This window comes from Alphaproteobacteria bacterium, from assembly GCA_040905865.1.
In the GTDB taxonomy this organism is placed as follows: Bacteria; Pseudomonadota; Alphaproteobacteria; order UBA8366.
In genome coordinates this window covers 99320-123457 of the sequence record JBBDQU010000022.1, presented here as the reverse complement: position 1 = coordinate 123457, position 24138 = coordinate 99320, and the positions used below count along the sequence as shown (strand labels likewise).

The 24138-nt window shown below is 61.6% G+C and carries 24 protein-coding genes and 1 other RNA gene; 10 read left to right on the top strand and 15 right to left on the bottom strand.

From position 1 onward, the window contains the following. Positions 1-5: 5 nt before the first annotated feature. From WD767_04730 to WD767_04705, 6 genes are all read right to left on the bottom strand, one after another. A complete protein-coding gene (locus WD767_04730) occupies positions 6-1649 on the bottom strand; it encodes an ABC transporter ATP-binding protein (GenBank protein ID MEX2615380.1) in 1644 nt (547 codons plus the stop codon). Positions 1650-1658: 9 nt separating this feature from the next. Then, positions 1659-2723 (bottom strand): ABC transporter permease, encoded by a 1065-nt coding sequence (locus tag WD767_04725; protein ID MEX2615379.1) that lies wholly within the window; start codon positions 2721-2723, stop codon positions 1659-1661. Further along, the gene (locus WD767_04720; protein MEX2615378.1) at positions 2720-3829 is read right to left on the bottom strand and encodes a microcin C ABC transporter permease YejB; all 1110 of its coding nucleotides are present in this window, start codon (positions 3827-3829) and stop codon (positions 2720-2722) included. The genes WD767_04725 and WD767_04720 overlap by 4 nt, the downstream gene beginning before the upstream one ends. A gap of 27 nt (positions 3830-3856) precedes the next feature. Further along, complete coding sequence (locus WD767_04715; GenBank protein MEX2615377.1) at positions 3857-5692, bottom strand: extracellular solute-binding protein; 1836 nt, start codon at positions 5690-5692, stop codon at positions 3857-3859. A 144-nt stretch (positions 5693-5836) separates the two neighbouring features. After that, the gene (locus WD767_04710) at positions 5837-6616 is read right to left on the bottom strand and encodes an inositol monophosphatase family protein (protein MEX2615376.1); all 780 of its coding nucleotides are present in this window, start codon (positions 6614-6616) and stop codon (positions 5837-5839) included. A 26-nt stretch (positions 6617-6642) separates the two neighbouring features. Next, positions 6643-7182, bottom strand: coding sequence for a cytochrome c family protein (locus WD767_04705; protein ID MEX2615375.1), 540 nt, complete (start codon positions 7180-7182; stop codon positions 6643-6645). Positions 7183-7406: 224 nt separating this feature from the next. Here WD767_04705 and WD767_04700 point away from each other — a divergent pair, with 224 nt between their 5' ends. Beyond that, positions 7407-8150, top strand: a complete 744-nt coding sequence (locus WD767_04700; GenBank protein ID MEX2615374.1) for a 3-deoxy-manno-octulosonate cytidylyltransferase — start codon at positions 7407-7409, stop codon at positions 8148-8150. A 28-nt stretch (positions 8151-8178) separates the two neighbouring features. Next, positions 8179-9033 carry a prephenate dehydratase gene (locus WD767_04695; protein ID MEX2615373.1) on the top strand — a complete coding sequence of 285 codons (855 nt, stop codon included), beginning with the start codon at positions 8179-8181 and terminating at the stop codon, positions 9031-9033. 4 nt (positions 9034-9037) lie between these two features. Here WD767_04695 and nudC read toward each other — a convergent pair whose 3' ends face one another. Next, on the bottom strand, positions 9038-9940 hold the full coding sequence (gene nudC, locus WD767_04690; protein MEX2615372.1) for an NAD(+) diphosphatase: 903 nt from the start codon (positions 9938-9940) through the stop codon (positions 9038-9040). Positions 9941-10040: 100 nt separating this feature from the next. Between nudC and ffs the strand changes: the two genes are divergently transcribed. The 5 genes from ffs to WD767_04665 all read left to right on the top strand — a co-directional run bounded on the left by ffs (position 10041) and on the right by WD767_04665 (position 14474). Beyond that, positions 10041-10138: signal recognition particle sRNA small type (gene ffs, locus WD767_04685), an RNA gene on the top strand. Between the two features lie 40 nt (positions 10139-10178). Beyond that, positions 10179-12029 (top strand): DNA polymerase III subunit gamma/tau, encoded by a 1851-nt coding sequence (locus WD767_04680; GenBank protein MEX2615371.1) that lies wholly within the window; start codon positions 10179-10181, stop codon positions 12027-12029. Continuing rightward, a complete protein-coding gene (locus tag WD767_04675) occupies positions 12026-12349 on the top strand; it encodes a YbaB/EbfC family nucleoid-associated protein (GenBank protein MEX2615370.1) in 324 nt (107 codons plus the stop codon). The genes WD767_04680 and WD767_04675 overlap by 4 nt, the downstream gene beginning before the upstream one ends. Positions 12350-12371: 22 nt before the next feature. Next, positions 12372-12959 carry a recombination mediator RecR gene (gene recR / locus WD767_04670; GenBank protein ID MEX2615369.1) on the top strand — a complete coding sequence of 196 codons (588 nt, stop codon included), beginning with the start codon at positions 12372-12374 and terminating at the stop codon, positions 12957-12959. A 96-nt stretch (positions 12960-13055) separates the two neighbouring features. Continuing rightward, positions 13056-14474, top strand: a complete 1419-nt coding sequence (locus tag WD767_04665; GenBank protein MEX2615368.1) for a DUF4139 domain-containing protein — start codon at positions 13056-13058, stop codon at positions 14472-14474. Here the strand turns inward: WD767_04665 and WD767_04660 are convergent. Further along, entirely contained in the window at positions 14464-15930 is a 1467-nt protein-coding gene (locus tag WD767_04660; GenBank protein MEX2615367.1) for a DNA recombination protein RmuC, read from the bottom strand. The two genes, WD767_04665 and WD767_04660, sit on opposite strands and share 11 nt — an antisense overlap. Positions 15931-16045: 115 nt before the next feature. On the opposite strand from WD767_04660, the gene def reads away from it, so the two are divergent. Genes def through truA form a run of 3 tightly spaced genes read left to right on the top strand, consistent with a single transcriptional unit; the run spans position 16046 to position 18239 of the window. Continuing rightward, the gene (def, locus tag WD767_04655) at positions 16046-16573 is read left to right on the top strand and encodes a peptide deformylase (GenBank protein MEX2615366.1); all 528 of its coding nucleotides are present in this window, start codon (positions 16046-16048) and stop codon (positions 16571-16573) included. A gap of 5 nt (positions 16574-16578) precedes the next feature. Then, complete coding sequence (gene fmt / locus WD767_04650; protein ID MEX2615365.1) at positions 16579-17505, top strand: methionyl-tRNA formyltransferase; 927 nt, start codon at positions 16579-16581, stop codon at positions 17503-17505. Continuing rightward, positions 17502-18239, top strand: a complete 738-nt coding sequence (truA, locus tag WD767_04645; GenBank protein ID MEX2615364.1) for a tRNA pseudouridine(38-40) synthase TruA — start codon at positions 17502-17504, stop codon at positions 18237-18239. Before fmt ends, truA begins: the two co-directional genes overlap by 4 nt. Positions 18240-18261: 22 nt before the next feature. Here truA and WD767_04640 read toward each other — a convergent pair whose 3' ends face one another. The 7 genes from WD767_04640 to WD767_04610 form a co-directional block, all read right to left on the bottom strand. After that, positions 18262-18432, bottom strand: coding sequence for a hypothetical protein (locus tag WD767_04640; protein ID MEX2615363.1), 171 nt, complete (start codon positions 18430-18432; stop codon positions 18262-18264). Between the two features lie 183 nt (positions 18433-18615). Then, the gene (locus WD767_04635; protein ID MEX2615362.1) at positions 18616-19653 is read right to left on the bottom strand and encodes a class I SAM-dependent methyltransferase; all 1038 of its coding nucleotides are present in this window, start codon (positions 19651-19653) and stop codon (positions 18616-18618) included. Positions 19654-19703: 50 nt separating this feature from the next. Further along, positions 19704-20660 (bottom strand): hypothetical protein, encoded by a 957-nt coding sequence (locus tag WD767_04630; protein MEX2615361.1) that lies wholly within the window; start codon positions 20658-20660, stop codon positions 19704-19706. A 125-nt stretch (positions 20661-20785) separates the two neighbouring features. After that, positions 20786-21355, bottom strand: coding sequence for a hypothetical protein (locus WD767_04625; protein ID MEX2615360.1), 570 nt, complete (start codon positions 21353-21355; stop codon positions 20786-20788). Beyond that, positions 21352-22551 carry a succinyl-diaminopimelate desuccinylase gene (gene dapE / locus WD767_04620; protein MEX2615359.1) on the bottom strand — a complete coding sequence of 400 codons (1200 nt, stop codon included), beginning with the start codon at positions 22549-22551 and terminating at the stop codon, positions 21352-21354. The genes WD767_04625 and dapE overlap by 4 nt, the downstream gene beginning before the upstream one ends. Continuing rightward, positions 22502-23347: a 2,3,4,5-tetrahydropyridine-2,6-dicarboxylate N-succinyltransferase gene (gene dapD / locus WD767_04615; GenBank protein ID MEX2615358.1), complete on the bottom strand. Its 846-nt coding sequence runs from the start codon at positions 23345-23347 to the stop codon at positions 22502-22504. Before dapD ends, dapE begins: the two co-directional genes overlap by 50 nt. Before the next feature lie 75 nt (positions 23348-23422). Then, positions 23423-24112, bottom strand: coding sequence for a pyrimidine 5'-nucleotidase (locus WD767_04610; GenBank protein ID MEX2615357.1), 690 nt, complete (start codon positions 24110-24112; stop codon positions 23423-23425). Positions 24113-24138 lie beyond the last annotated feature (26 nt).

Genomic DNA, 24138 nt, shown 5'->3' with positions numbered 1-24138 from the left:
CATACTCACACGTTCACGACGCCGCTGGCGACCGCCTGTTCGTCGAATTCCAGGTCGAAGGCCGCCGCCATCAGCGCCTTTGTATAGGGTTCGGAGGGATTGTCGAAAATCACGTCGGCCGGTCCCTGTTCGACGACCACGCCATCCTTCATGACAATGACATGGTCCGCCAGCGCGCGGACGACCTTCAGATCGTGACTGATAAACATGTAAGCGAGCCCGTGCCGGCGTTGCAGGTCGGCCAGCAGGTCTACGATCTGTGCCTGCACCGACATGTCCAGCGCCGACGTCGGCTCGTCGAGCACGATGAATTTCGGCTTCAGTACAATGGCGCGGGCAATGGCGATTCGCTGGCGCTGGCCGCCGGAAAATTCATGCGGATACCGGAACCGGCTCTCCGGTTCGAGCCCTACTTCGCGCAGCGCTTCGACGACCTGCGCGTCGAGACCGGCCGCATCGCGGGAATCGCTGTGTACCTTCAGGCCTTCCGCCACGATCTCGCCAATCGACATGCGGGGCGACAGCGAACCGTAGGGATCCTGGAAGACGACCTGCATTTCCCGTCGCATCGGCCGCAGCTTGTCCTCCGGAAGGCCCTGTATATCGCGCCCACCGAATTCGATGCTGCCGGTAGACCGTTCGAGCCGCAGCAGCGCCATGCCCAGCGTCGTCTTGCCGGAACCGGATTCGCCGACCACACCGACCGTCTGGCCCTGGCGCACGGTTACCGTGATTCCGTTCACCGCCTTCACATGGTCTACGGTCCGCCGGAAGACGCCTTTCTTGATCGGGAACCAAACCTTGATGTCACTCCCTGTGATGACGACGGGCGCGTCCGGCGAGGGTTCGGACTTGCTGCCCTTCGGTTCCGCCGCCAGAAGATGCCGCGTATAGTCATGCGCCGGACGGGCGAAGATTTCCGCCGTCGGCCCGGCCTCGACAATTTCGCCGTTGCACATCACGCAGACCTTGTCCGCGATCTTGCGAACGATGCCGAGGTCATGGGTTATGAACAGCATCGCCATGCCGAGTTCCTGCTGCAGGTCCTTCAGCAGCTTCAGGATCTGCGCCTGGATGGTGACATCCAGCGCGGTCGTCGGTTCGTCGGCAATCAGCAGGTCGGGTTCGTTCGCCAGCGCCATGGCAATCACGACCCGCTGGCGCTGGCCGCCGGACAATTCGTGCGGATAGGCGGTAAGCCGCTGTTCGGCATTCTGCACGCCGACAAGATTCAGAAGCTCCAGCACGCGCGAGCGGGCCTGACTCCCGGACATTCCCTTGTGCAGGGTCAGGGTTTCGGCGATCTGCTTTTCGATCGTGTGCAGCGGATTGAGCGATGTCATCGGTTCCTGAAATATCATCGATATCCGGTTGCCGCGCACCGCGCGCATCGCCGCTTCGTCGGCGCCGACGAGTTCCGAGCCCTTGAACCGGATCGAACCGTTCGGGTGACGCGCCACGGGATAGGGCAGCAGTTGCAGGATCGACAGCGCCGTGACCGATTTTCCCGAGCCGGATTCGCCGACCAGCGCCAGGGTTTCGCCCCGTCCGATCGTAAAGGAAGCATGTTTTACCGCATCGACCGTGCCGCCGGGCGTGTCGAAACAGACCGAAAGATCGTCAACGACAAGAAGGTCCTGTTCGTCCATGTCCCGATCCTATCGCTGCGCCTTGCGCGGGTCGAATGCATCGCGCACCGCCTCGCCGATGAATACCATGAGCGTCAGCATCAGGCTGATTACGACGAACCCGGTAATGCCCAGCCAGGGCGCCTGCAGGTTTTCCTTGCCCTGTTTCAGCAGTTCGCCAAGCGACGGCGAACCCGCCGGCAGGCCGAAGCCGAGGAAGTCGAGCGACGTCAGCGTGATCAGCGCGCCCGAGGTGATGAACGGCAGGAAGGTCAGGGTCGCGACCATCGCGTTGGGCAAAACATGGCGGAACATGATCGTGCGGTTCGGAATACCCAGCGCCCGCGCCGCCTTCACATATTCAAAGTTGCGCGCCCGCAGCACCTCCGCCCGCACGAGACTGACCAGCGCCGTCCAGCTGAACAGCAGCAGCAGCCCCAGCAGCAGCCAGAAACTCGGCGTCACGATGCTGGCCATGATGATGAGGATATAAAGCGTCGGCAACCCGCCCCAGATTTCGATCAGCCGCTGCCCGAAAAGGTCGATCAGCCCGCCGAAAAACCCCTGGATGGCGCCGACCGCGATCCCGATGGCGGAGCTGAGAATCGTCAGAAGAAGCCCGAACAGAACCGATATCCGGAATCCGTAAATGATCCGCGCCACCACGTCGCGCGACTGGTCGTCGGTGCCGAGCCAGTTTCGCAGGGATGGCGCCGACGGCGCCGGCGCCTCCAGATCGGTGATATTCGTATCGTAGCGAAACCGGATCGGCGGCCAGAGGATCCAGCCTTTTTCCTCGATGAGTTCGACCACGAACGGATCCGTGTAATCGGCTTCGGTCGGAAACTCGCCGCCGAACTCGGTTTCGGCGTAGGACGCCATGACCGGAAAGTAGAAGCCGCCGTCGAAACGGATGAGGATCGGCCGGTCGTTCGCAATCAGCTCCGCAAAGAGCGACAGAAAAAACAACGCAAGGAATATCCACAGCGACCAGAAGCCCCGCCGGTTGGCGACGAAATTCGCGATACGGCGACGGGTCAGCGGGCGGATCGGTATGCCGAGAAACCGGTCCCGACGGATCGGCATGTCCGTCATGACTGGCGGCTTTCGAAATCGATGCGCGGGTCGATCAGCATGTACATCACGTCGCTGACGATTCCCATCAGCAGGCCCAGCAGGGTGAAAAAATACAGGGTTGCGAACATGATCGGATAATCGCGGTTGATCACCGCCTCGAACCCCAGCAGTCCCAGCCCGTCCAGCGAGAAGATGATCTCGATCAGCAGCGTACTGGTAAACAGGATGCCGATGAAGGCGGACGGAAAGCCGGCGATAACGATCAGCATGGCGTTGCGGAAGACGTGCCCGTACAGCACCCGGCGCTCCGTCAGCCCCTTGGCCCGCGCGGTGACGACGAACTGTTTGTTGATTTCCTCCAGAAAGGAATTCTTGGTCAACAGGGTCAGGGTCGCGAAGGACCCGATCAGCAGGGCGGTCAGCGGCAGGGCCAGATGCCAGAAGTAATCGGCGATCCGCGCCGGCCATGACATGGTCTCCCAGTTGTCGGAGACCAGCCCGCGCAGGGGAAACCAGTCCAGGTACTGCCCGCCGGCGAAGACAACGATCAGCAGGATCGCGAACAGGAACGACGGCACCGCGTTGCCGATAATCACCACGGTACTGGTCCAAATGTCGAAACGGGTCCCGTCGCGGACAGCCTTGGCGATTCCCAGCGGAATGGAGATCAGATAGACCAGCAGGGTGGTCCATAACCCGAGCGAAATCGAAACCGGCATCTTGCTCATCACCAGGTCGACGACGGTGCTGTCGCGGAAGAAGCTCTTGCCGAAATCGAATGTGGCGTAATTGGCGAGCATCAGGAAGAACCGCTCCAGGGGCGGCTTGTCGAAACCGAACTGCTTTTCGATGCTCGCGATAAACGCGGGATCCAGCCCCTGTGCCCCACGGTACCGGCCGCCGCCGGATGACGCATCCCCCCCGGCCGGACCGCCGCCGCCGACCTCCGTGCCGGCCGGGCCGCCGATGCGCGCGGTGGCGCTGACCGCCGTCCCCTCCAGTTCCGCCAGGATCTGTTCCACCGGGCCGCCGGGCGCAAATTGCACGATCGCGAAATTGATCGCCATGATGACAAAAAGCGTCGGAATGACCAGCAGCAGTCGGCGGATGATATAGGGCAGCATCTGTTTTGTACTTCCGCCGTTCCGGTGTTACGGGCTTCTGAATCGCTGCAACTGCGGCAGGGCGGCATCCTTCGCCGGATCGATCCACCAGCTGAATATCTGCACGCCGCTGTCGGGAATGGTATCGGGGCGTCCGAACCGGTCCCAGTAGACATAGCGGTCATACGGAATGTGCCATTGCGGCACGACGAGATGCTGCCACTGGAGCACGTAATCGAGCGCGCGGACGCTGTTGACCAGTTCATCGCGGTCTGACGCGGCAATCACCTTTTCGATCAATTCGTCGACAACCGGATCCCGGATACCGGCTAAATTGCGGCTGCCTTCGCGCTCCGCCGCGGCCGACCCCCAGAATTCGCGCTGTTCGTTTCCGGGCGATGCGGATTGTCCGAAATTGCCAACGATCATGTCGAAATCGAACCGGTCGAGCCGCTCCTTGTACTGCGAGGAATCCACGGTCCGGACTCTGGCTTCGATTCCCAGGCGTTTGAGATTCGCGACATAGGGCAGCGCAATCCGTTCGAACAACGGGCTGACCAGAAGGATTTCGAAGGTCATCGGCCTGCCCGTCGCCTCGTTTGTCAGCTTCTTGGTATCCGGGGCGACCGTCCAGCCGGCCTCTCCCAGCAGCCTGAGCGCCACGCGCAGGTTCCGGCGGATATTCCCCGATCCGTCAGTTTCCGGTGGGTTGAAGACGGTAGTGAACACCTCATCGGGAATTCGTCCGCGATACGGCTCCAGAATCGTGAGAACCTCGCCCTCCGGCAGGCCCCGCGCCGCCAGTTCCGAATTGTCGAAATAGCTTCTGGTCCGGACATACTGGCCATAGAACAGCGCCTTGTTGGACCATTCAAAATCGAACGCATAGGAAAGCGCCTGCCGGACATCCGGGTTCTTGAACATGTCGCGGCGCTGGTTCATCACGAAGCCCTGCATCCCGGCGGTGCGATTGTGCTCGAAGGTGGATTTGACGAGCCTGCCGTCCCGGACCGCCGGAACGTCATAGGCCGTCGCCCAGTCCTTTGCCGAATTTTCGAGCCTGTAATCGAAGGCGCCGGATTTCAGCGCCTCGATGGCGACGGTGGAATCACGGTAATAGTCGTAGCGGACGCGGTCGAAATTCCACAGGCCCTTCTGCGTCGGATGGTCGGCGCCCCAGTAATCCCTGACGCGCTCATACACGACTTCCCGGTCCGGCTCGAAGCTCAGAATCCGGTACGGACCGCTGCCAAGCGGTGGTTCCAGGGTCGTGGCCTCGAAATCCCGGCCGTCCCAGTAATGTTTCGGCAGGACCGGCGCCTCCCCGACAATCAGAGGCAGTTCGCGATTGACGCCGCCGGTAAACGTGAACTTCACCGTCCGCTCGCCCGTCTTCACCGGCGTTTCGACATTCGCGTAATAATAACGGTAAAGCGGCTGCCCCTTTTCCTTGAGCGTCTCGAAACTCCAGATCACGTCATCGACCGTAACCGGCTTGCCGTCATGCCATCTGGCATCGGCGCGAAGGGTAAACGTAATCCAGGACCGGTCTTCCGGCATTTCAACCGATTCCGCCAGCAACCCGTATTTGCTGAACGGCTCGTCGGCGGAGGATACCATCAGCGATTCGAACAGCAGCCCGATACCGCCCGCCGGGCGTCCCTTGATGACGAAAGGATTGAAGGTGTCAAAGCCGCCTGACGCCCAGCTTCGCAGTTCACCGCCCTTGGGCGCGTCCGGATTGACGTAATCGAAATGCTTGAAACCGGCCGGGTATTTCAGGTCGCCATGCATGGCGATGCCGTGGCTGACCGTTGTCTGCGCCGACGCGGGAGAGAAGGCGATCAACACGCTGGCGATTGCGGCACCGAGAATACGGGTCACGTTCGGCTCCCTGACATGGCTCATACGGCGTTATCGAATAGCATAACGGAAATGCAGAACGATACGTGGGCTTTTGCGCCGCCAATGTCCAGTTTATGACCGGGAAAACTATCCGGAGTCACCGGTCACGCTTTCCTTGACGGGTCACCCGGCGAGACGCCTGAGTGCCGCTTCATGCAGGGCCGGCGTGCTCGCCGCCACGATGCTGCCGTCCGATTGCGGCGACAGCGGTTCGCCCCGCCAGTCCGTGATCACGCCGCCTGCCTGCCGGACCACCGCCGCCGGCGCCGCGAAATCCCAGACATGAAGGCCGGTTTCGATCACCAGATCGGCGTGGCCGGACGCCAGCAGGCCCAGCGCATAGCAATCGGTCCCGTAACGGGTGAAGCGAACCTCGTCGCGCACCCGGTGAAACGCCGCCAGCGCGCCAGCGCGCGAATAATATTCCGGCGCGGTCGTGAACAGCCGGGCCATCGAAAGTTCCGTACAGCCGCTGACCCGCGCCGGTGCGCCGTTGAGGGTTGTGTCCCGGCCAACGGCGCCAAGCCAGCGCTCTTTGGAGATCGGCTGATCGACCAGCCCGAGCACGAACCGCCCGTCGATGGCGAGGCCGATCAGCGTACAGAACATCGCGACACCGGAAGCAAAGGCAGAAGTTCCGTCGATAGGGTCGAGGATCCACTGCACGCCGTGCCTTGCGGGTATGCCGCCCAATTCCTCGCCGACAACACCATGATCCGGACAACTGGCGCGCAGAATGTCACGCATCGCCGCCTCAACCTCCCGGTCGGCGCGGGTAACCGGTGTATCGTCGGATTTCGTTTCAATCTCGAGGGGGGCGCGGAAATACCGCTGCGCGACAGGCCGTGCCGCATCAGCCAGTTTTCCGGCAATATCGATGTATTCCACAGGACAGCGATTCATACCTGCTGCCCTCCCGCGGCGCCGTCCTACTCCAGCGGAATCGGCGAGTCCGACAGGTCGCGCATGTAGCGGACGATTTCGGCGCGTTCCTCGGGCTTCTTCAAGCCGACGAAATTCATCTTCGTGCCCGGGGCAAACTGCTTGGGCCTGAACAGGAACTCGTTCAGGTCCGCCACGCTCCAGGTTCCGCCCATTTCCCTGAGAGCGCTGGAAAAGCTGAAGCCTTCCGCCTCGGCCCGCGGGCCGCCGACGACGCCCCACAGGTTCGGACCGACCTTGTTCGGGCCGTCCTTGGTAAAGGAGTGACAGGCCGTGCATTTCTTCGCCACCTGTTCCCCGGCGGCAACATCGGCCGCTGCCCAGATTCCCGCAATAGGTTCCGGACCCGCAGGTTCTTCCGCCGTCTGGGTTTCAACCGGCGCATTTCCGCCGATAGCGTAAACCGGCGATTCGAGTTCTTGCGGGTTGTAAAACATGTCTGCGACGAACCCGCCGGTCATCGCGATCAGGCCGGCAAAAAGCACCGCGCCAATGACCTTGTTCAAAAAAAGCGGATCACTGTTCATGTCTGTTCCCTCTTTCACCCCAACGCCTGACGATCCTGACAAGGCCAAATGATCGAAATTCGCAGCACGGCACAGTTCCGGCGGAAATACCCCTACGCCATCCCACGCCAGCGGTATAATCTGCATCGGCGCGGAATGCAATCTCGCGCGATGGCGGCCAAAGCAGGTCAAAAACTGTGGTCCGCCGCCACTATTCAGACCGATTGTCACAGGCGCTGGTTTACATGTCATTACCGAAAAATCCGATTGTCATCATCCCCGCGCGGCTGGCATCCACCCGCCTGCCGGACAAGCCGCTGGCCGATATCCACGGCGACACCATGATCGTGCATGTCTGGCGCCGCGCGATGGAAGCGGATATCGGGCCGGTCATCGTCGCCGCCGCGGAGGCGAAAATTGTCGAATCGGTGCTGGCCGCGGGCGGAAAGGCCGTTTTGACCGATCCCGGCCATCCTTCCGGATCGGACCGCATTCACGAGGCCCTGCAAACCTGTGACCCGGACGGCAGATACGATGCCGTTGTCAATATCCAGGGCGACCTGCCGACCATTGCCGCCGACGCGGTCCGCGCCGTCTTCGCACCCCTGCAAAACAGCAGCGTGGACATCGCGACGCTGGGCGTCGAAATCGTCGTCGAAGCCGAAAAAACCAACCCGAATATCGTGAAGGCGATCGCCGCCGTCGCACCGGATGCGACAACGGGTCGCGCCCTCTATTTCAGCCGGGCCACCGCACCGTGGGGCGACGGGCCGCTGTATCACCATATCGGGCTGTACGCATATCGCCGCGCGGCGCTGGAACGATTCGTGGCGCTGCCCACCGGTATCCTGGAACAGCGGGAGCGACTGGAGCAGCTTCGCGCGCTGGAAGCGGGCATGCGGATAGACCTGGCGCTCGTTGACACTGTTCCGCTCGGTGTCGATACTCCCGCCGATCTCGACAGGGCGCGGCAGGTACTCGCGCCCTGATTCGCATCGCAACGGAACAGAAAAAAACATGGCAGCCGCATCGAACAATACTATCGCCTATCAGGGCCAGCCCGGGGCGAATTCGGACATGGCCTGCCGCGCCGTGTACCCTGACATGACGCCGCTGCCCTGTCCGTCCTTCGAGGACGTTTTCGCCGCCGTTCGCGATGGCGAAGCCCGGCTGGCAATGATCCCGATTGAAAATTCGACAGCGGGGCGAGTCGCCGATATCCATCACCTGTTGCCGGATTCAAGGCTGCACATCATCGCCGAACATTTCCAGCCGGTGAATTACCTGCTGCTGGCCAATCCGGGCGTGAAGATCGAAAGCCTTGAATATGTATACAGCCATCATCAATCGCTGTCGCAATGCCGTGAAACGCTGCGGAAACTGGGCCTGAAGCCGATGACACACGCGGACAACGCGGGGGCGGCAAAGGACCTGTCCGAAAATCCCGACCCAAGGCAGGGCGCGCTGTCATCCCATCTCGCAGCGGAAATTTACGGGCTCGATATCCTGCGCCGCGACATGGAAGACTACGCCAACAACACGACCCGGTTCATCATCATGTCGAACGAACCGATCGATCCGGACCCGGAATCCGGACCCATCATCACGTCCTTCGTTTTTCAGGTCCGCAACGTGCCGGCCGCGCTGTACAAGGCAATGGGCGGTTTCGCGACCAACGGCGTGAACATGACGAAGCTGGAATCCTACATGATCAACGGGGAATTCACCGCAACGCAGTTCTATGCCGATATCGAAGGCCACCCGAGCGATACCTCGGTCCGGCTGGCGCTGGAGGAACTGGGCTTTTTCAGCCGCCAGGTGAAGGTGCTGGGCGTCTATCCGGCAAATCCGCAGCGCTACGCGAAACGCTGATCGGTCAGATTTCGCCGCGCATCCAGTCCTCGATCAGGCGGCGCGAAATCGAATCCTTCCGCGGCAGGCGAAAGCTGTCGTTTTCGGGCGAACTCAACAGCTGATCGCGGGTAAACCAGGCAGCGTCTTCCAGTTCTTCCCGGTCCACGTTCAGCGTCAGATCCGTCGCCCGCGCCGAAAAGCCCAGCATGATGGACGACGGGAACGGCCAGGGCTGCGACGAATGATACTGAATATCCGTAATCCGCACGCCGGCTTCCTCGAAGACTTCCCGGGCGACTGCGTCTTCCAGCGATTCGCCCGATTCGACAAAACCGGCAAGAACGGAATGCTGTCCCCGCGCCCAGTTGCGCTGCCGGCCCAGAATCAGTCTGTCGCCGCCGTCGTGGATCAGCATGATGACCGCGGGGTCGAGGCGCGGAAAAAACTGCGTGGCGCATTCCGGATCCGTGCATTGCCGGATATGTCCCGATTGCCTGCTTTCCGTCGGACTGCCGCAAATGCCGCAGAACCGGTGCCGCGCATGCCACTGAATGGCGGCACGGGCATAGACCAGCAGCGCCCCTTCCCGATGCGGCAGCAACTGGCCGACCCCGCGCATATCGCGGAAATGGCCATGCTCCGCCAGTGGCGGGTCGTCATATCCCGAAAAATCGGCGGCGAAATGCGGCCGCCCGTCGATCAGGCCAAGAAAGACCACCATCTGGGCGCCCATCAGCAGGCCACGGCTCGATTCAAGGACGGCGACTTCCGGCGACGGGCCGTGCCGCAGGAAATTCTGGGTGCGCCATAACGGTACGATGCGGGTTTCCCGACTGGCGAGCTGTTCGGCGATCCAGGCTTCGTTGGCGCGAAGATGCGCCGCGCGATCCATGCCGCCGGACGCGTAAAAATTAGGCGATTTCATGGACCTGACAGTGCCACGCTTTTACAGGCGGCGCAAATGATCCGCGCCGCGGACGACTCCTCTTGCCCGGGTGGGGTTGAGTCCTGATATAGTGTCTACGGAAGGCTGGCGCGTGGACGGATCCCTCGCCAAACCGGTCAGGTCCGGAAGGAAGCAGCCGTAACGAGTTCGATCCGGGTTGCGCGTCCAGTCTTCCACTTTTATTTCCCTTGCGCGGTGACAGGCATTTTCTGAGGATATGACCGACAGCCCCCAACCCGGCGCGTACCGCGTTCTCGCACGTAAATACCGGCCGCGCGGATTCGACGAGTTGATTGGCCAGGAAGCGCTGGTTCGCACGCTGTCGAATGCCATTTCCTCCGGCCGCATCGCCCATGCCTTCATCCTGACCGGGGTGCGTGGCGTTGGCAAAACCACGACCGCCAGGATCATCGCCCGCGCCCTGAACTGCGTCGGGCCCGACGGCGCGGGCGGCCCCACCATTGCGCCCTGCGGTGCCTGCAACAATTGCATGGCCATTGCCGAGGACCGGCATGTCGATGTTATTGAAATGGACGCGGCCAGCCGCACCGGCATCGACGATATCCGCGACCTGATCGAAGGCGTCCGCTACAAGCCGGTTTCCGCGCGCTACAAGGTCTATATCATCGACGAAGTCCACATGCTGTCGCGGCAGGCCTTCAACGGGTTGCTGAAGACGCTGGAAGAACCGCCGGAACATGTCATCTTCGTTTTTGCGACGACCGAAATACGCAAGGTTCCGGTCACCGTGCTGTCGCGATGCCAGCGGTTCGACCTGCGCCGGGTGGAACGGGAACTGCTGGCGCCGCATTTCCGCTCCATCGCCGAAAAGGAAGGCGTGCAGATCGAAGACGCCGCCGTCGATATCATTGCCCGCGCCGCCGACGGATCGGTCCGCGACGGGCTGTCGCTGCTGGATCAGGCCATAGCCCTCTCGGCCGATACGGTCACGGCGGCGCAGATCCGCGACATGCTGGGCCTTGCCGATCGCAGCGCCGTTTTCGACCTGTTCGATACGCTGATGTCCGGCGACACCCCCGCCGCGCTGGACCGGTTCCAGGAAATGTACCGCAACGGCGCCGACCCGATTGTCATCCTGGAAGACCTGCTGGAACTGACCCATTGGCTGACCCGGGTCAAGATCGCCCCGGCGCTGGCGGAGGAACCGGGCGTTCCCGAGGAGGAGCGCAGCAAGGGCGCGCAAATGTCCAGGGCGCTGACCATGCCGGTCCTGACGCGATGCTGGCAGATGCTGCTGAAGGGGCTTGGCGAAACGCAGATCGCCCCGTCGCCCCTGTCGGCGGCGGAAATGGTGCTGATCCGCATGACCCATGCAGCCGACATGCCGCCGCCGGCCGAATTATTGAAAACCCTGAAAGACGGATCGGAGGCCACCGCCGCGCCGTCCGTCGCCGCACCGCAACCCGCGCCGGCGGCAACCACGGCCGCCCGGCCGCGGCATGAACCGGCAATCGCGCCCGCCGCCCCGCAAATGACAGTCGCGGCAGGGTCCGAATCCGGCGGCGGCCGCGCCGTGGCGGCGCGTGACCCCCGTCCCGAACAGTATCCGGACGAACCGCCGATGCCGGATATCGATTCCTATGACGATATCGGCCCGTCGGCCGATTTCGACCCCGACGACATGCCGGTCGAGATACCCGGCGTTCTGAGCCCGCAAAGTTATGACGAGGTCGTCAGCCTGTTCGATGAAAAGCGCGAAGGCATCCTGACCGCGCATCTGCGCCAGGACGTACACCTGGTCCATTTTTCGCCGGGACGCATCGAATTCCGGCCCGGACCGCATGCGCCAAAGGATCTCGCCAACCGCATGGGACACTTCCTGTCGGACTGGACCGGCGAACGGTGGATCGTCAGCATTTCAGATGCGGAAGGCGCCCCCACGTTGTCCGAGCAGCGGGACGCGGCGGAAGCGGCCCGGTTTGCCGAAGCCAACAGCAATCCCCTGGTCACTGCCGTCAAGGAAGCCTTCCCCGGCGCCCGCGTCATCAAGGTCGTTGACCGGCCCGGCAGAAGACCGGCGGAAAACATGGAGAAGAAACAATTATGAAAAATCTTGGCCAGTTGATGAAACAGGCGCAGGAAATGCAGACCAGGATGGCGGAGATGCAACAGCGACTCGCCGACGTGGAAATTACCGGCCAGTCCGCGGCGGGCATGGTTGTCGTCACCCTTAACGGCAAGGGCGAAATGCGCGGGATCAGGATCGATCCGTCGCTGATCGACCCGGCGGATGCCGAAGTCCTGGAAGACCTGGTAGTCGCCGCCCATAACGATGCCCGCACGAAGGTGGATGCGCATATGAAGGAAGAATCGTCCAAAGCGATGGGCGGACTTGAGCTTCCGCCCGGCTTCAAGCTGCCGTTCTAGCGCCGCGCCGCCTGACGCATTCATGCGCGAAGTCGAACATCTGATTCAATTGCTGTCGCGGCTGCCCGGTCTGGGCCCGCGTTCCGCGCGCCGTGCGGCGCTGCATCTGATCCGGAAACCCGAAACGCTGATGGCGCCGCTGGCGCGGGCGCTGGGCGAGGCCGCCGCCGCCATCCGCACCTGCGGCACCTGCGGCAATATCGATACCATCGACCCCTGCGCCGTCTGCGCCGACCCGGAACGAGACGCCACGATCATCTGCGTCGTGGAAGACGTGGCGGACCTGTGGGCGCTGGAACGGACCGGCACGTATTCCGGCCGGTATCACGTTCTCGGCGGCCGGCTTTCCGCGCTGGACGGCATCGGGCCGGAAGACCTGAACATCGGGGGGCTCATCGCCCGCGCCGACGCGGGCGCGTTCAGCGAAGTCATCCTCGCCACCAACCTCACCGTCGATGGCCAGACGACCGCGCATTACCTGACCGACCGGCTGGCGCATAGCGGCGTGGCGGTGACGCGACTGGCGCATGGCGTGCCGGTCGGCGGCGAACTGGATTACCTGGACGACGGCACGCTGACCGCCGCATTACGGGCCCGCCGCCCGCTATGACGTCACCAATCCGCCGCAATCGGGGCGTCTAACCGCCTTGATCGGGCTATATCAAAGAATATCGCCCCGCCATCCCGCCGACAGAGGAGAAAATCATTGGCTTACAGACCGCTTGCAGCCCTGCTTCTGATACTGCCCCTTGCCGTCGCCGATTTACGGGCGGAGGAGCAGGCCACCACGGCGAATGACCGAACCGCCCTGTCATTGACAGTCTATCAGGGGAACCTGACGCTGGTCAGCGAGGAACGACGCCTTACCCTGCGACGGGAAACGGAGCGCCTGGCGGTCGTCGATGTGCCCCCCGCGATCATGCCGCAGACCGTTCTGGCCACGGGGACCCCGGCGGACAGCCTGCGCGTCACCGGCCAGGTATTCGAAACAGGGGTTCTGTCGCCGGAAGCGATTCTCGCCGCCTCGGTCGGCAAAACGGTCGAGGTTATCCGGACAAACCCCGCAACCGGCGCGGAAACGCTTGTCCCCGCAGAGGTGCTGCGGGCCAATGGCCGTGAAGCACTGGTTCGGATTGACGGCGGCATCCGGACCGTCAGCACGGACCGGATCGCCTTTGGCGCCCTGCCGCCCGGGCTGCGCGCGGCGCCGACGCTGGTGCTGGATCTCGCGGGCGGCGGCGAGGCGGCGTCCGGCCAACTCGTGTTGCGATACCTGACGGGCGGGCTGAACTGGCGGGCGGATTATGTCGCCGAACTCAATGCCGAAGAAACGGCCATCCAACTGGCAGGTTGGGTCAGTCTGACCAATGATTCCGGTGTCCCGTTCGACAATGCGAAGCTGCGCCTCGTATCCGGATCGATAAACCGCGAAAGCAGCGGGCTTGACCCGCGCGCCAAGGAAATGACGGTACAGGCCATGGTCGCCGCGGACGCGCCGGCCCAGTCGGTCGTGTCAGACCTGCATGTTTTCGATTTCAACCGCATGATTTCCGTCGGCGGTAATGAAACCCGTCAGCTTTCACTGTTGTCCGCGACCCGGGTCCCGGTGGCGAAGGAATATCGGCTGGTCAGCAACGGGGCGCATTACGGACAGCAGCTATCCGGGGAAACTGTCGACAACCCGTCGATCCGGTTCCGCTTCACGAATGAGGCCGCGGACGGGCTGGGCAGGGGGCTGCCGGCAGGTACGATGCGGTTTTACGCCAGCGATTCGGGCGGTCCGATCCTGGTCGGCGAGGACGCGGTCTCCTATACCGCACCGGACGAAAAGTTATTTGTCACGGTTGGCAAGGCCGTGGATATCGTCAGCGAGAGGCGGCAGACCGACTTCCGCCGCGACGGCCTGCCGCGCGGGGTTTCCGAAACCGCGCATGCGATCACGCTGCGCAACGCCAAAGCCACGGACGTTTCGGTGTCGGTCATCGAGCGTATCCCCGGCGACTGGACGATGCTTGCCGAATCGCAGCCCCACAGCAAGAAGTCGGCCGGCGAAGCGTCCTGGGATGTGACCGTCCCGGCCGGCGGCAAGGCGGAACTGGCCTACCGGGTCCGGGTTAAGTTCTAACCTGATCGGCGGCGGGTGGCGGCAGCTCCCTCCGGGAATCGACAACATTCGAATCGGTATCGATGGCATCCGGTGAGTCTGTCTCCACTACCTGAAAACCGGGCAGCGCCTTCGGCAATCCCTTCGATGGCGCCTCGATCCCCTGATCGATCAGCTTCCGGGCGCGGGGCAGAACGCGCGAATTGATCGACCCGGACAGTTTTCCATAGGCGGTCGCCGCCGACTTCAACCCGCGCCCCACCCCGCCGACATGAGTGAGCATAACCGTCACGCTTTCGATCAACTCGTGGACGGTTTCGACGATCCGGTCGCGGTTTTCCGCCTGCCGGCCCAGGTTGATGTGCAGGCCCGCGACCCCCATCGCGGTCCAGAGACTGTTCGGACCGGCCACGTAAATGTTCTGCTGCGACGCCTTGCGCTGGAAATCGGGGTCCGCCCGCTGCACTTTCTCCACTGCGCCGTCATTGGGCAGCCACATGATGCTGATCAACTGCCTTGCCTCTCGCCCATGACCGGCGGCCTTGTAATCCGCCTGGATCGCGGCGCGATACTGTCGTCCCGCCAGATCGCGCAGGTGCTGGTTCATGCTGGCGGCCAGGCGGACGTTCGCCGCCGATTCGGACATTTCATCCTCGGCGCGCGCGAGATCCAGAAGGTGTTTCGAGGCCTTGCTGTCCACCACCAGTACCGTATCGCCCGGCAGGAAAACCAGCGCGTCCGGGCGCAGCCGACCGCCTTCGCCGGAATCGACTGTGTATTGCAGGACATAATCCCGACCGGCTATCAGGCCAAAGGATTTCAGCGTGTTTTCCAGCACGGTTTCGGCGGCATAGCCGGCGCTGCTCGGATTCGACAGGGCCCGTTCAATCAGATTGACGGTCTCACGGCTCTGGCCGACCTGATCATGCAAGGAGGACACGGTCCGCGACAGCGTTTCGAACTGCGTCAGCAGTTGCTTCGTCGCCTCGCTGACCCGCTTTTCGCCCTCCTCCTTCGCCGTTTTCGATTCGCGCTTGTGGTCCTCCAGCAGCTTGCTCGACATATCCGCCGCCGTTTTCAGCATTGCCGATCGCGCCGCCGCCAGTGCTTCCTCCTTGGTCTTTTCCCAGTCGGTCATGCTGGCCCGGATAGCTTCGGTCTGCTGTTGCGCCAGCGCCGTCGCCTGTTCCGCCGCCGCGCGCGCCTGTTTCGCGGTTTCCAGTTCAGCCGCCTGTTTCGCCTGTCGGGTCAGGCTGTCCGTCAATTGCGACTCGGCCAGGGCGAGGCGGGTTTCGGCTTCGGTGGTGCGGCGCATGTGGTCATTGACCGCATCATTGGCGATGCGGTTGCGGTCGCGCTCCGCCGCCAGATCGGCATGTACCACCGCCAGTTGCCGGTCCAGTCCCCGCACGCGCATGGCGCCCAGAATGACAGCAATGGCGAGCGCCGCGCCGAGTACAAGTATCAGCGGATCCATCCATGTTCTCCCAAGTGGCTTTCGTGGCGAGTATAGACCGAGTCGCGCGCCCTGCCTTGACGAACTCGGGTTTCGACCATAGGTAAGTGCCTCCTTTAAGCATCATTGAAGCAATATGGCCGTTTTACCGATTATCGTGGCGCCGGACCGCCGGTTGAAAATGAAATGCGCCCCCGTCAGGGAAGTCGATTCGGAAGTCGTCCGGCTGATGGCGGATATGCTGGAAACGATGTATCTGGCCCCCGGCATCGGTCTGGCCGCGCCGCAGATCGGCGTGACCAAAAGGGTCATCGTCGTGGATGTCGCCGGCAAGGACGAAGAACGCAAGCCCTACAAGATGGCCAATCCGGAACTGCTGGGCGTGTCGGCGGAAACCTGGATCCATGAAGAGGGTTGCCTGTCCCTGCCGGAACACTATGCCGACGTGGAACGCCCCGAACGGATCGAAGTCCGCTATCTGGACGAGAACGGCAACACATGTCAGATGGAAGCGGAGGGGTTGCTGGCGACCTGTATCCAGCATGAAATGGACCATCTCGACGGGCTGCTGTTCGTCGATCACATCTCCGCGCTGAAGCGCAACATGATCCTGCGCAAGCTGACCAAGACCAAAAAGCTGAACCTGTCCAGCGCGGCCGAGTAGCCGCCATGGCGGCCCGCCTGCGCCTGGCCTATATGGGCACGCCGGACTTTGCGGTGCCGGCGCTTGCGGCGCTAAAGGAAGCCGGCCATGACATCGCCTGCGTCTACAGCCAGCCGCCCCGTCCCGCCGGCCGCGGCCAGAAGGAACGTTTGTCCCCCGTGCATGCCCATGCGGAATCACAGGGTATTCCGGTCCGGACACCCGTATCGCTGCGCGATACCACAGCGCAGGATGAATTCTCCGCGCTGAATCTGGATGCCGCCGTGGTTGCCGCCTACGGGCTGATCCTGCCGAAAGCGGTGCTGGATGCGCCCCGGCTGGGCTGTTTCAATATCCATGCGTCGCTGCTGCCGCGCTGGCGCGGCGCGGCGCCGATCCACCGGGCGATCCTGGCCGGCGACCGCGAAACCGGCGTCACCATCATGCGGATGGATGAAGGGCTGGATACCGGCGATATCATCAGCCGCAAGGCATTGCCCATTACCGAAGAAACCACGGCCGAAAATCTGCATGCCGTGCTGGCGGCGCTCGGCGCGCGCATGATCGTCGCGGCGCTGGACAGCGTTGCCGCCGGAACCGCCCAGGCAACGCCGCAACCGGGAGACGGCGTCTGCTACGCGAAAAAGCTGTCGCGCGACGAAGGCCGAATCGACTGGACCCGGACGGCGGCGGAACTGGCGCGGGCCGTGCGGGCCTATACGCCCTGGCCGGGCGCCTGGTTCGAACATAATGGCCAGCGGATCAAGGTGCTGGCGGCGGTTCCGGCGGCGGGAAGCGGTGCGCCCGGCACGATCCTGGACGACCGGTTGACAGTCGCCTGTGGCGAGGGCGCCCTGCGACTGCTGACCGTGCAGCGCGGCGGCCGTGGCCCTGTGGACACCGATTCGTTCCTGCGCGGATACGACCTGCCAAAGGGAGCCGTCCTGCCATGACCCGCTGGAAAATCACCGTTGAATATGATGGCGATCCGTTTGTCGGCTGGCAGCGGCAGGACAATGGCTATTCGGTACAGGCCGCGCTGGAGGACGCCATAAAGGGATTCACCGGCGCCGCCGTCACGGTGCATGGCGCCGGACGCACGGATTCAGGCGTTCATGCGCTGGCCCAGGTCGCCCATTTCGACCTGGATGGCGACACCGACGCCGGCACGGTACGCGACGCCATGAATTATCACCTGAAGGGCCTCGCCGTGTCGGTGCTGGAAGCGGAAGCCGTGCCGGACGATTTTCACGCCCGGTTTTCTGCCACCGGGCGGCACTACCTGTACCGGATCCTGAACCGTCGCGGCCCGCCATCGCTGGAGAAAGGCCGGGTCTGGCATGTGGTGCGGCCGCTCGATGCCGAGGCGATGCACGCGGCGGCGCAGGTGCTGGTCGGCAAGCACGACTTCACCAGCTTCCGCTCGATTCACTGCCAGTCGGAAACCGCCGTGAAAACGCTGACCGCCGTCCGCGTCACGCGGGCCGGCGAGGAGGTTCATGTCACTGCGGAAGCGCGGTCCTTCCTGCACAATCAGGTGCGGATTCTGGCCGGGACGCTGAAAATGGTCGGCGAGGGGTCGTGGCCGCCCGAGCGCGTGCGAACGGCGCTGGAGGCCCGCGACCGGACCGCCGGCGGGCCGACCGCGCCGCCGACGGGTCTTTTCCTGACCAGGGTGATCTACTGAATCCAGTTGATCACGATTTGCCTTAATCAGAATCGTCGTCCCGCATCTGCCGCAGGGTAATCCAGAAGATATAGAGCAGAAAGCCGACGCCGACCACGACAACCGCCGATATCGTGCCAAAGGATTCATGCACGATGACCAGCACCACCAGCGCAATCAACGTCAACAGAATCCGTTTCAGCAGACCGGCCATGGTGTCCGTCTTCCGAAAGCGCGGCCGCAGCACATCAGGTTTGAGGCGATAATGGCTGACAAAGAACAATTGCCTCTGGTGAAATGGAGCAGGTCCATTCATGTTGGATAAAGAAACGCACCTTACCGTAATCCTTTGACTGTTTGTACACAGCCCAGAGGTTCATGACAGCAGATTCACGTGTTAACGGGGCTTGACTGCTAAAATGCCCAAATTTGGCACGAAGTGAGGCAACAGACCAGTTCTTGCCAACAGCCCAAAAGCCGCCTGTTTGGAGCGTGAGTTGTACCCGGGCTCAAAGCCGGCTAACTGTTGGGGCACGTTTCCATCCAGATCTACGAGATAATTGGGATTCTGATAGCCGGGAACCGGCCAGAACATTTTTGCAACCTCGAACCCGGCGTTGCGCAGGATTTTTCTGTATTGCCTGTTGCTGTAGTTAACGATGCGATAGCGACCGCGCCCGGAGAGACGCATCGCCATATCCGAGACAGCAACGGGAAGCGCAGGACCGAACCGTATGCCGTTATGATCTCGCCCACCCAAAAGGTAGTTCCAGCCAAACCGGTTTTTCGAATGGATCAACAGCCGGCCACCGGGCTTCAGGATATTCAGAAGCGACTGAAGAAATGCCTTGTGCGCAGCCGCTATTGTCATGTCAGGTAGGCTTAATGGCAGATACTCGAACACGCCGACCATGACAACGGCGTCAAACGCATTCTTCGAGAACGGCAGGTGCAGCAGCTGGCTGTGACAGACAGGCTGGATGTTCTCGATCTTATCCTGCTCGATCATGATGGAGAGAAACGAGACGCGTTCCATCGAGCCATCCAGGGCAATGACCTTATCGAATTTCTTGGCCAGCGCGCGCGAAACGCCGCCATAGCCGGAACCAAAATCGAGAACACATTCGCCGCCGTCCGTGATCGGCGCTATGGACAGATCCCGCTCCTGACCCGTGATTAGCTGGACGACTCTGGGCCGTATCGGCTTGATGATTTCGTCAACCGCGCGGCGCCACCCGTTTTCCCTGGCAAATGAAAGGATCTTTTGCATTGTCTCACGGTCGAATTCACCGTGGCTGCTCTCATCCACCATGAAGCTGCAAACGCCGTCTTTGATGGCGTATGTGGAACGGCACTCGCGACAACACAGGTCGTTGCTCTCGGCCTCGAGGTTTGCGCCGCATTTGGGACAAGCAAATTTTTCCAGAAATCTCATGACTACTCTTCATTCATCCATGGGACATACGGCCAGATAGCGTCCTGTTATTAATCACAAAAATGGCTTATATGTTTTTCCAGTTTTTGCCTGTGCCACATCTTACGTTTTACATCGCCGGGTGGGCAGCTAAAGAATAAAGTAGAGTGTCGAACCGCCGCACAGGTTAAGTATATATTGGAGTTCGTAAGATGTTCATCGCCATATGCATGTGTGAACTCGGCCTTTAGTTTATCCAGAATCCTAGGAACGGATAAGACAGGGTTCCTCCAGCGAAAGCGGGTTTGCTCCTCAAGGGATATTAAAAACGTGCAGACGTCCCAACAAGGCGACATTTCCGTCCACTCCCAAATTCCAGGATCGATAACGGAAATCCTGCTTCCATCGGACAGTATATTGAAAAGGGTGAAGTCGCTATGTGTTGTTGCGATTTCATGATTGGAGCACGACTGCACCATGTATTTGATTTTCTCTCTGGTTGAGTAGGGTAACGCGCCAAAGGCGGCAGGCCGTGCTTGGACGTAGCTATCCAGTTGTTCGGTAATACTACCGGTATGCCGGGTAGCATCATGCCAGTGTCGAAGCCATCGCCCCGCCAGTTTTACTCCGTTGCGCAGGTCAGGGTAGCCTTTTAGTGCTTGCCGGGGCTTCAGCCCGGCAATGTTGTCGATAAGCGAAGGCAGCGGAGATTTTTTGAGGACAACCATAGCGGTGTCCTTGCAATAGCCAACGTAAAGGGAATCGAAGTACCTGACGCCCGCGAAGGAATCTTCAAACGACTTCAGAATGAGGGCCTGCCGTTCCGTACTTATGGTCTGCCGGGTGACTGAGGAACCAACCCTCTTGACGAAGTAACGTCCGGTCGCCCCGGTAGGATCTGGAATGGTGATCTGCCATAAACGCGACATTTCACGGTCGATTGGACTTATCGAAAGCTGCATATCCGGGCTGAGGACACCAGTATGTTCAAGGGTGCGGCGAATGTCAGCGAAGTTAAGGTCTTCCATAGGACGCTTAAATTTCCCTGATTAACGGTTTAGCTGACATGATCTGATCTAGCTTTTTGAAGATATAACATGTTCGCAGGTTTGAATGGAACCTGCGAACATGTTATCGCCTGTTAGTATCGCTCTCAGTGCAGCATGCCGTGGCTCATTCCGCGGATGAACTGACCCAGCACCAGCTCGCCGATGACCAGACCGACCGCCCCGCCCGGCGAGGCTTCCAGGGCGATCCGCAGGATGAACCAGTGATAGACCAGTATGACGATCAGGACGAAGAAGGCGAAGAACGCGGCGAAACCCGGCGGAACCCTGATAACCACGCCGAGAAACAGGACCAGAAGGTACAGGACAATCTGGATTGCCGCCGACCAGTTGAAGGCGACGATATAACGGATGTAGCGGTCGTCCTTGCCGATTGCCGGCGCGATATAGGCCATGACGAGCGGCCATGCCACCCAGCTGATCACGTAGGCGATCATTTCGACCGAAGCGATGCGGAGAAACCCGACATCCTGGTACAGCTCGCCCGAGCCGAGCGCGACCCAGATGATGTATCCCGGAAGGATGACGACGGCGCAGAAAAACGATTTCCAGTAGCCGTCGATCGAATCGTCCAGCCAGTCAATGCCGCGCGGGTCGCGGATGAACAGACGCCAGGCGCCGTAAAGCGAAATCAGCACCTCGTGGCGGGAAATCATCTGAAATAGCCGTGCAGCACGGCTTCGTAAATATCGGTCAGGTTTTCGATATCCCGCACGGCGACCTGTTCGTCGGCCTTGTGCATGGTCTGTCCCACCAGGCCGAATTCCGCGACCGGGCAGTAATCCTTGATGAACCGGGCATCGGACGTGCCGCCCGTGGTGCTGAGTTCCGGCCGTTCGCCGAGCACCTTTTCGCAGGCGTCGGATATGATATCGCTGAGCCGGCCGGGCGGCGTCAGGAAGGATTCGCCGCTGACCTCGATCCGAAGGTCGTATTTTCCGCCCTTGCCGATGGCGGCATCGAAGGTCCTGTGCAGCCATTCGGTCAGCGTGGCGGAGCTGTGCAGGTCGTTGAAGCGGATGTTGAAGGTCGCCCGCGCTTCGCCGGGAATGACGTTCGTCGTCGGATTGCCGACATCTATGGTCGAAACCTGCAGGGTCGATGGCTGGAAATGATCGGAGCCCTGATCCAGCGGTTCCGACGTGATGGCCTTCAGCATGTCGACGATCCGGTGCGCCGCGTTGTCCGCCAGATGCGGATACGCGGTATGTCCCTGTTCGCCGTGAATGGTCAGCCAGCCGTTCATGCTGCCGCGCCGGCCGATCTTCATCATCTCGCCGAGCCGAGTCGGATTGGTCGGTTCACCGACAATACAAATGTCGATTTCCTGCCCGTTCTCCGCCAGCCATTGCAGCATCTTCTTGGTGCCGTTGACCGAGGGCCCTTCCTCGTCGCCCGTGATCAGCAGGCTGATCGATCCTTCGGGCGTATTTTTCCGCAGCAATCGCCGCACCGCGACCACGAAGGCCGCAATGGCGCTTTTCATGTCGGTGGCGCCGCGGCCATACAGAATGCCGTCGCGGATTTCCGCGGCGAACGGGTCGACGCTCCAGGCGTCCGTCGGCCCCGTCGGAACGACATCTGTATGGCCGGCGAAACAGAAATTCGGCCGGGCCGTCCCATAGCGGGCATAGAGGTTATCGACATCCGGCGTCCCCTCCGCCGAAAACGGCAGCCGGTGACAGACAAAACCCATGCCTTCCAGGGTCGACTGCAACAGGTCCAGCGCCCCGCCTTCCGCCGGCGTCACGCTGGGACAGCGGATCAGGTCACGCGACAGGGCGACGGCTTCATGCACCGGATCAGTCCCGCAACAGGTCGTTGATCGAGGTTTTCGATCGGGTCTGCGCATCCACGGTCTTGACGATGACGACGCAATACAGGCTCGGCACCGGCGCGCCGGACGGGTCGGCCCGCCCCGGCAGGCTGCCGGGCACGACGACCGAGTAGGCGGGTACGCGGCCGATATGGATTTCGCCCGTGGCGCGGTCCACGATCTTCGTCGAGGCGCTGATGAAACAGCCCATGGACAGCACGGAGCCTTCCTCGACAATGACGCCTTCAACCACTTCGGAACGGGCGCCGATGAAGCAGTTGTCCTCGATAATGACCGGGTCGGCCTGCAGCGGTTCCAGTACGCCGCCGATGCCGACGCCGCCGGAGAGGTGACAGTTCTTGCCGATCTGCGCACAGGATCCGACGGTCACCCAGGTATCGACCATCGTTCCCGAATCGACATAGGCGCCGAGATTGACGAAGCTGGGCATCACCACGACCTGCGGCGCGATATAGGCCGAATGCCGCACGATGCAACCCGGAACCGCCCGGAAACCGGCGCTGCGGAAATTGTCACCGGTCCAGCCCTCGAACTTGGATGGAACCTTGTCCCACCAGGGCGTATTTCTACCCGGCCCGCCGGCGATGGTTTCCATGTCGTTCAGGCGAAAGGACAGCAGCACCGCCTTCTTGAGCCACTGATTTATCTGCCAGACGCCGCCGATCTTCTCAGCGACCCGTTCCTGGCCGGAATCGAGGAGATCCAGGGTATCGCCGACCGCTTCGCGAACGGCCCCTGTCGTTTTCAGGGAAACCGTATCGCGCGCTTCCCAGGCAGCGTCGATCGTCTGCCGCAAATCGTCGTGACTCATATCCGTCCAGCCTTTCAACTATATAAAGCGGCGCCGAATTTGGTCGCCTCGCCGGGGCAAGTCAACCCGGCGCCGTCATGCCGCTTCCTCCGCCAGGATTGCCTGCAGCCAGGCCAGCAGGTCATCCGCCACATGATGGATATGGTCGTCTTCCTCCAGATCCAGCGGATGGCGTTCGGTGCGGATCAGCACGGTCCCCATGCCCAGGTCGTGGGCGGGTTTCAGGTTCCGGTGAATATCCTCGAACATGACCGCGCGGGTCGGGTCTATTTCAAACAGCCGGATCATATCGGCATAGGGTTCCGGTGACGGTTTCGGCCGGTATCCGGATGCGATAATGTCATAAATTCCCGCAAAGGCATCGGTAACGCCAAGCCGCGTCATCACATTTTCCGCGTGCCGCCGCGATCCGTTCGTATAGACGATGCACCGTCCGGGCAGTTGCGACAGCGCATCGCACAAGGCCGGGCTGGGCGGAATGGGCGTCACGTCAATATCGTGGACAAATTCCAGGAACGCGTCCGGGTGAACCCCTTCGTTCGCCATCAGCCCGGCCAGCGTCGTGCCGTGCTCGTAATAATACTGTTTTTGAATGCGCCGGGCTTCGACAAGGTCGACCCCCAGCAGGTCGGAAATAAACGAGCCCATCCGGACATCGATCTGGCTGAAGAGATCGCAGGACGCGGGATACAGCGTATTATCGAGATCGAAAATCCAGCAATCGGTCTCGTGAAAGGGCGATTTCATCGGGGTCTTTTTCTGCATGGGCGGAGATTGCGTCAAGCGCCGGG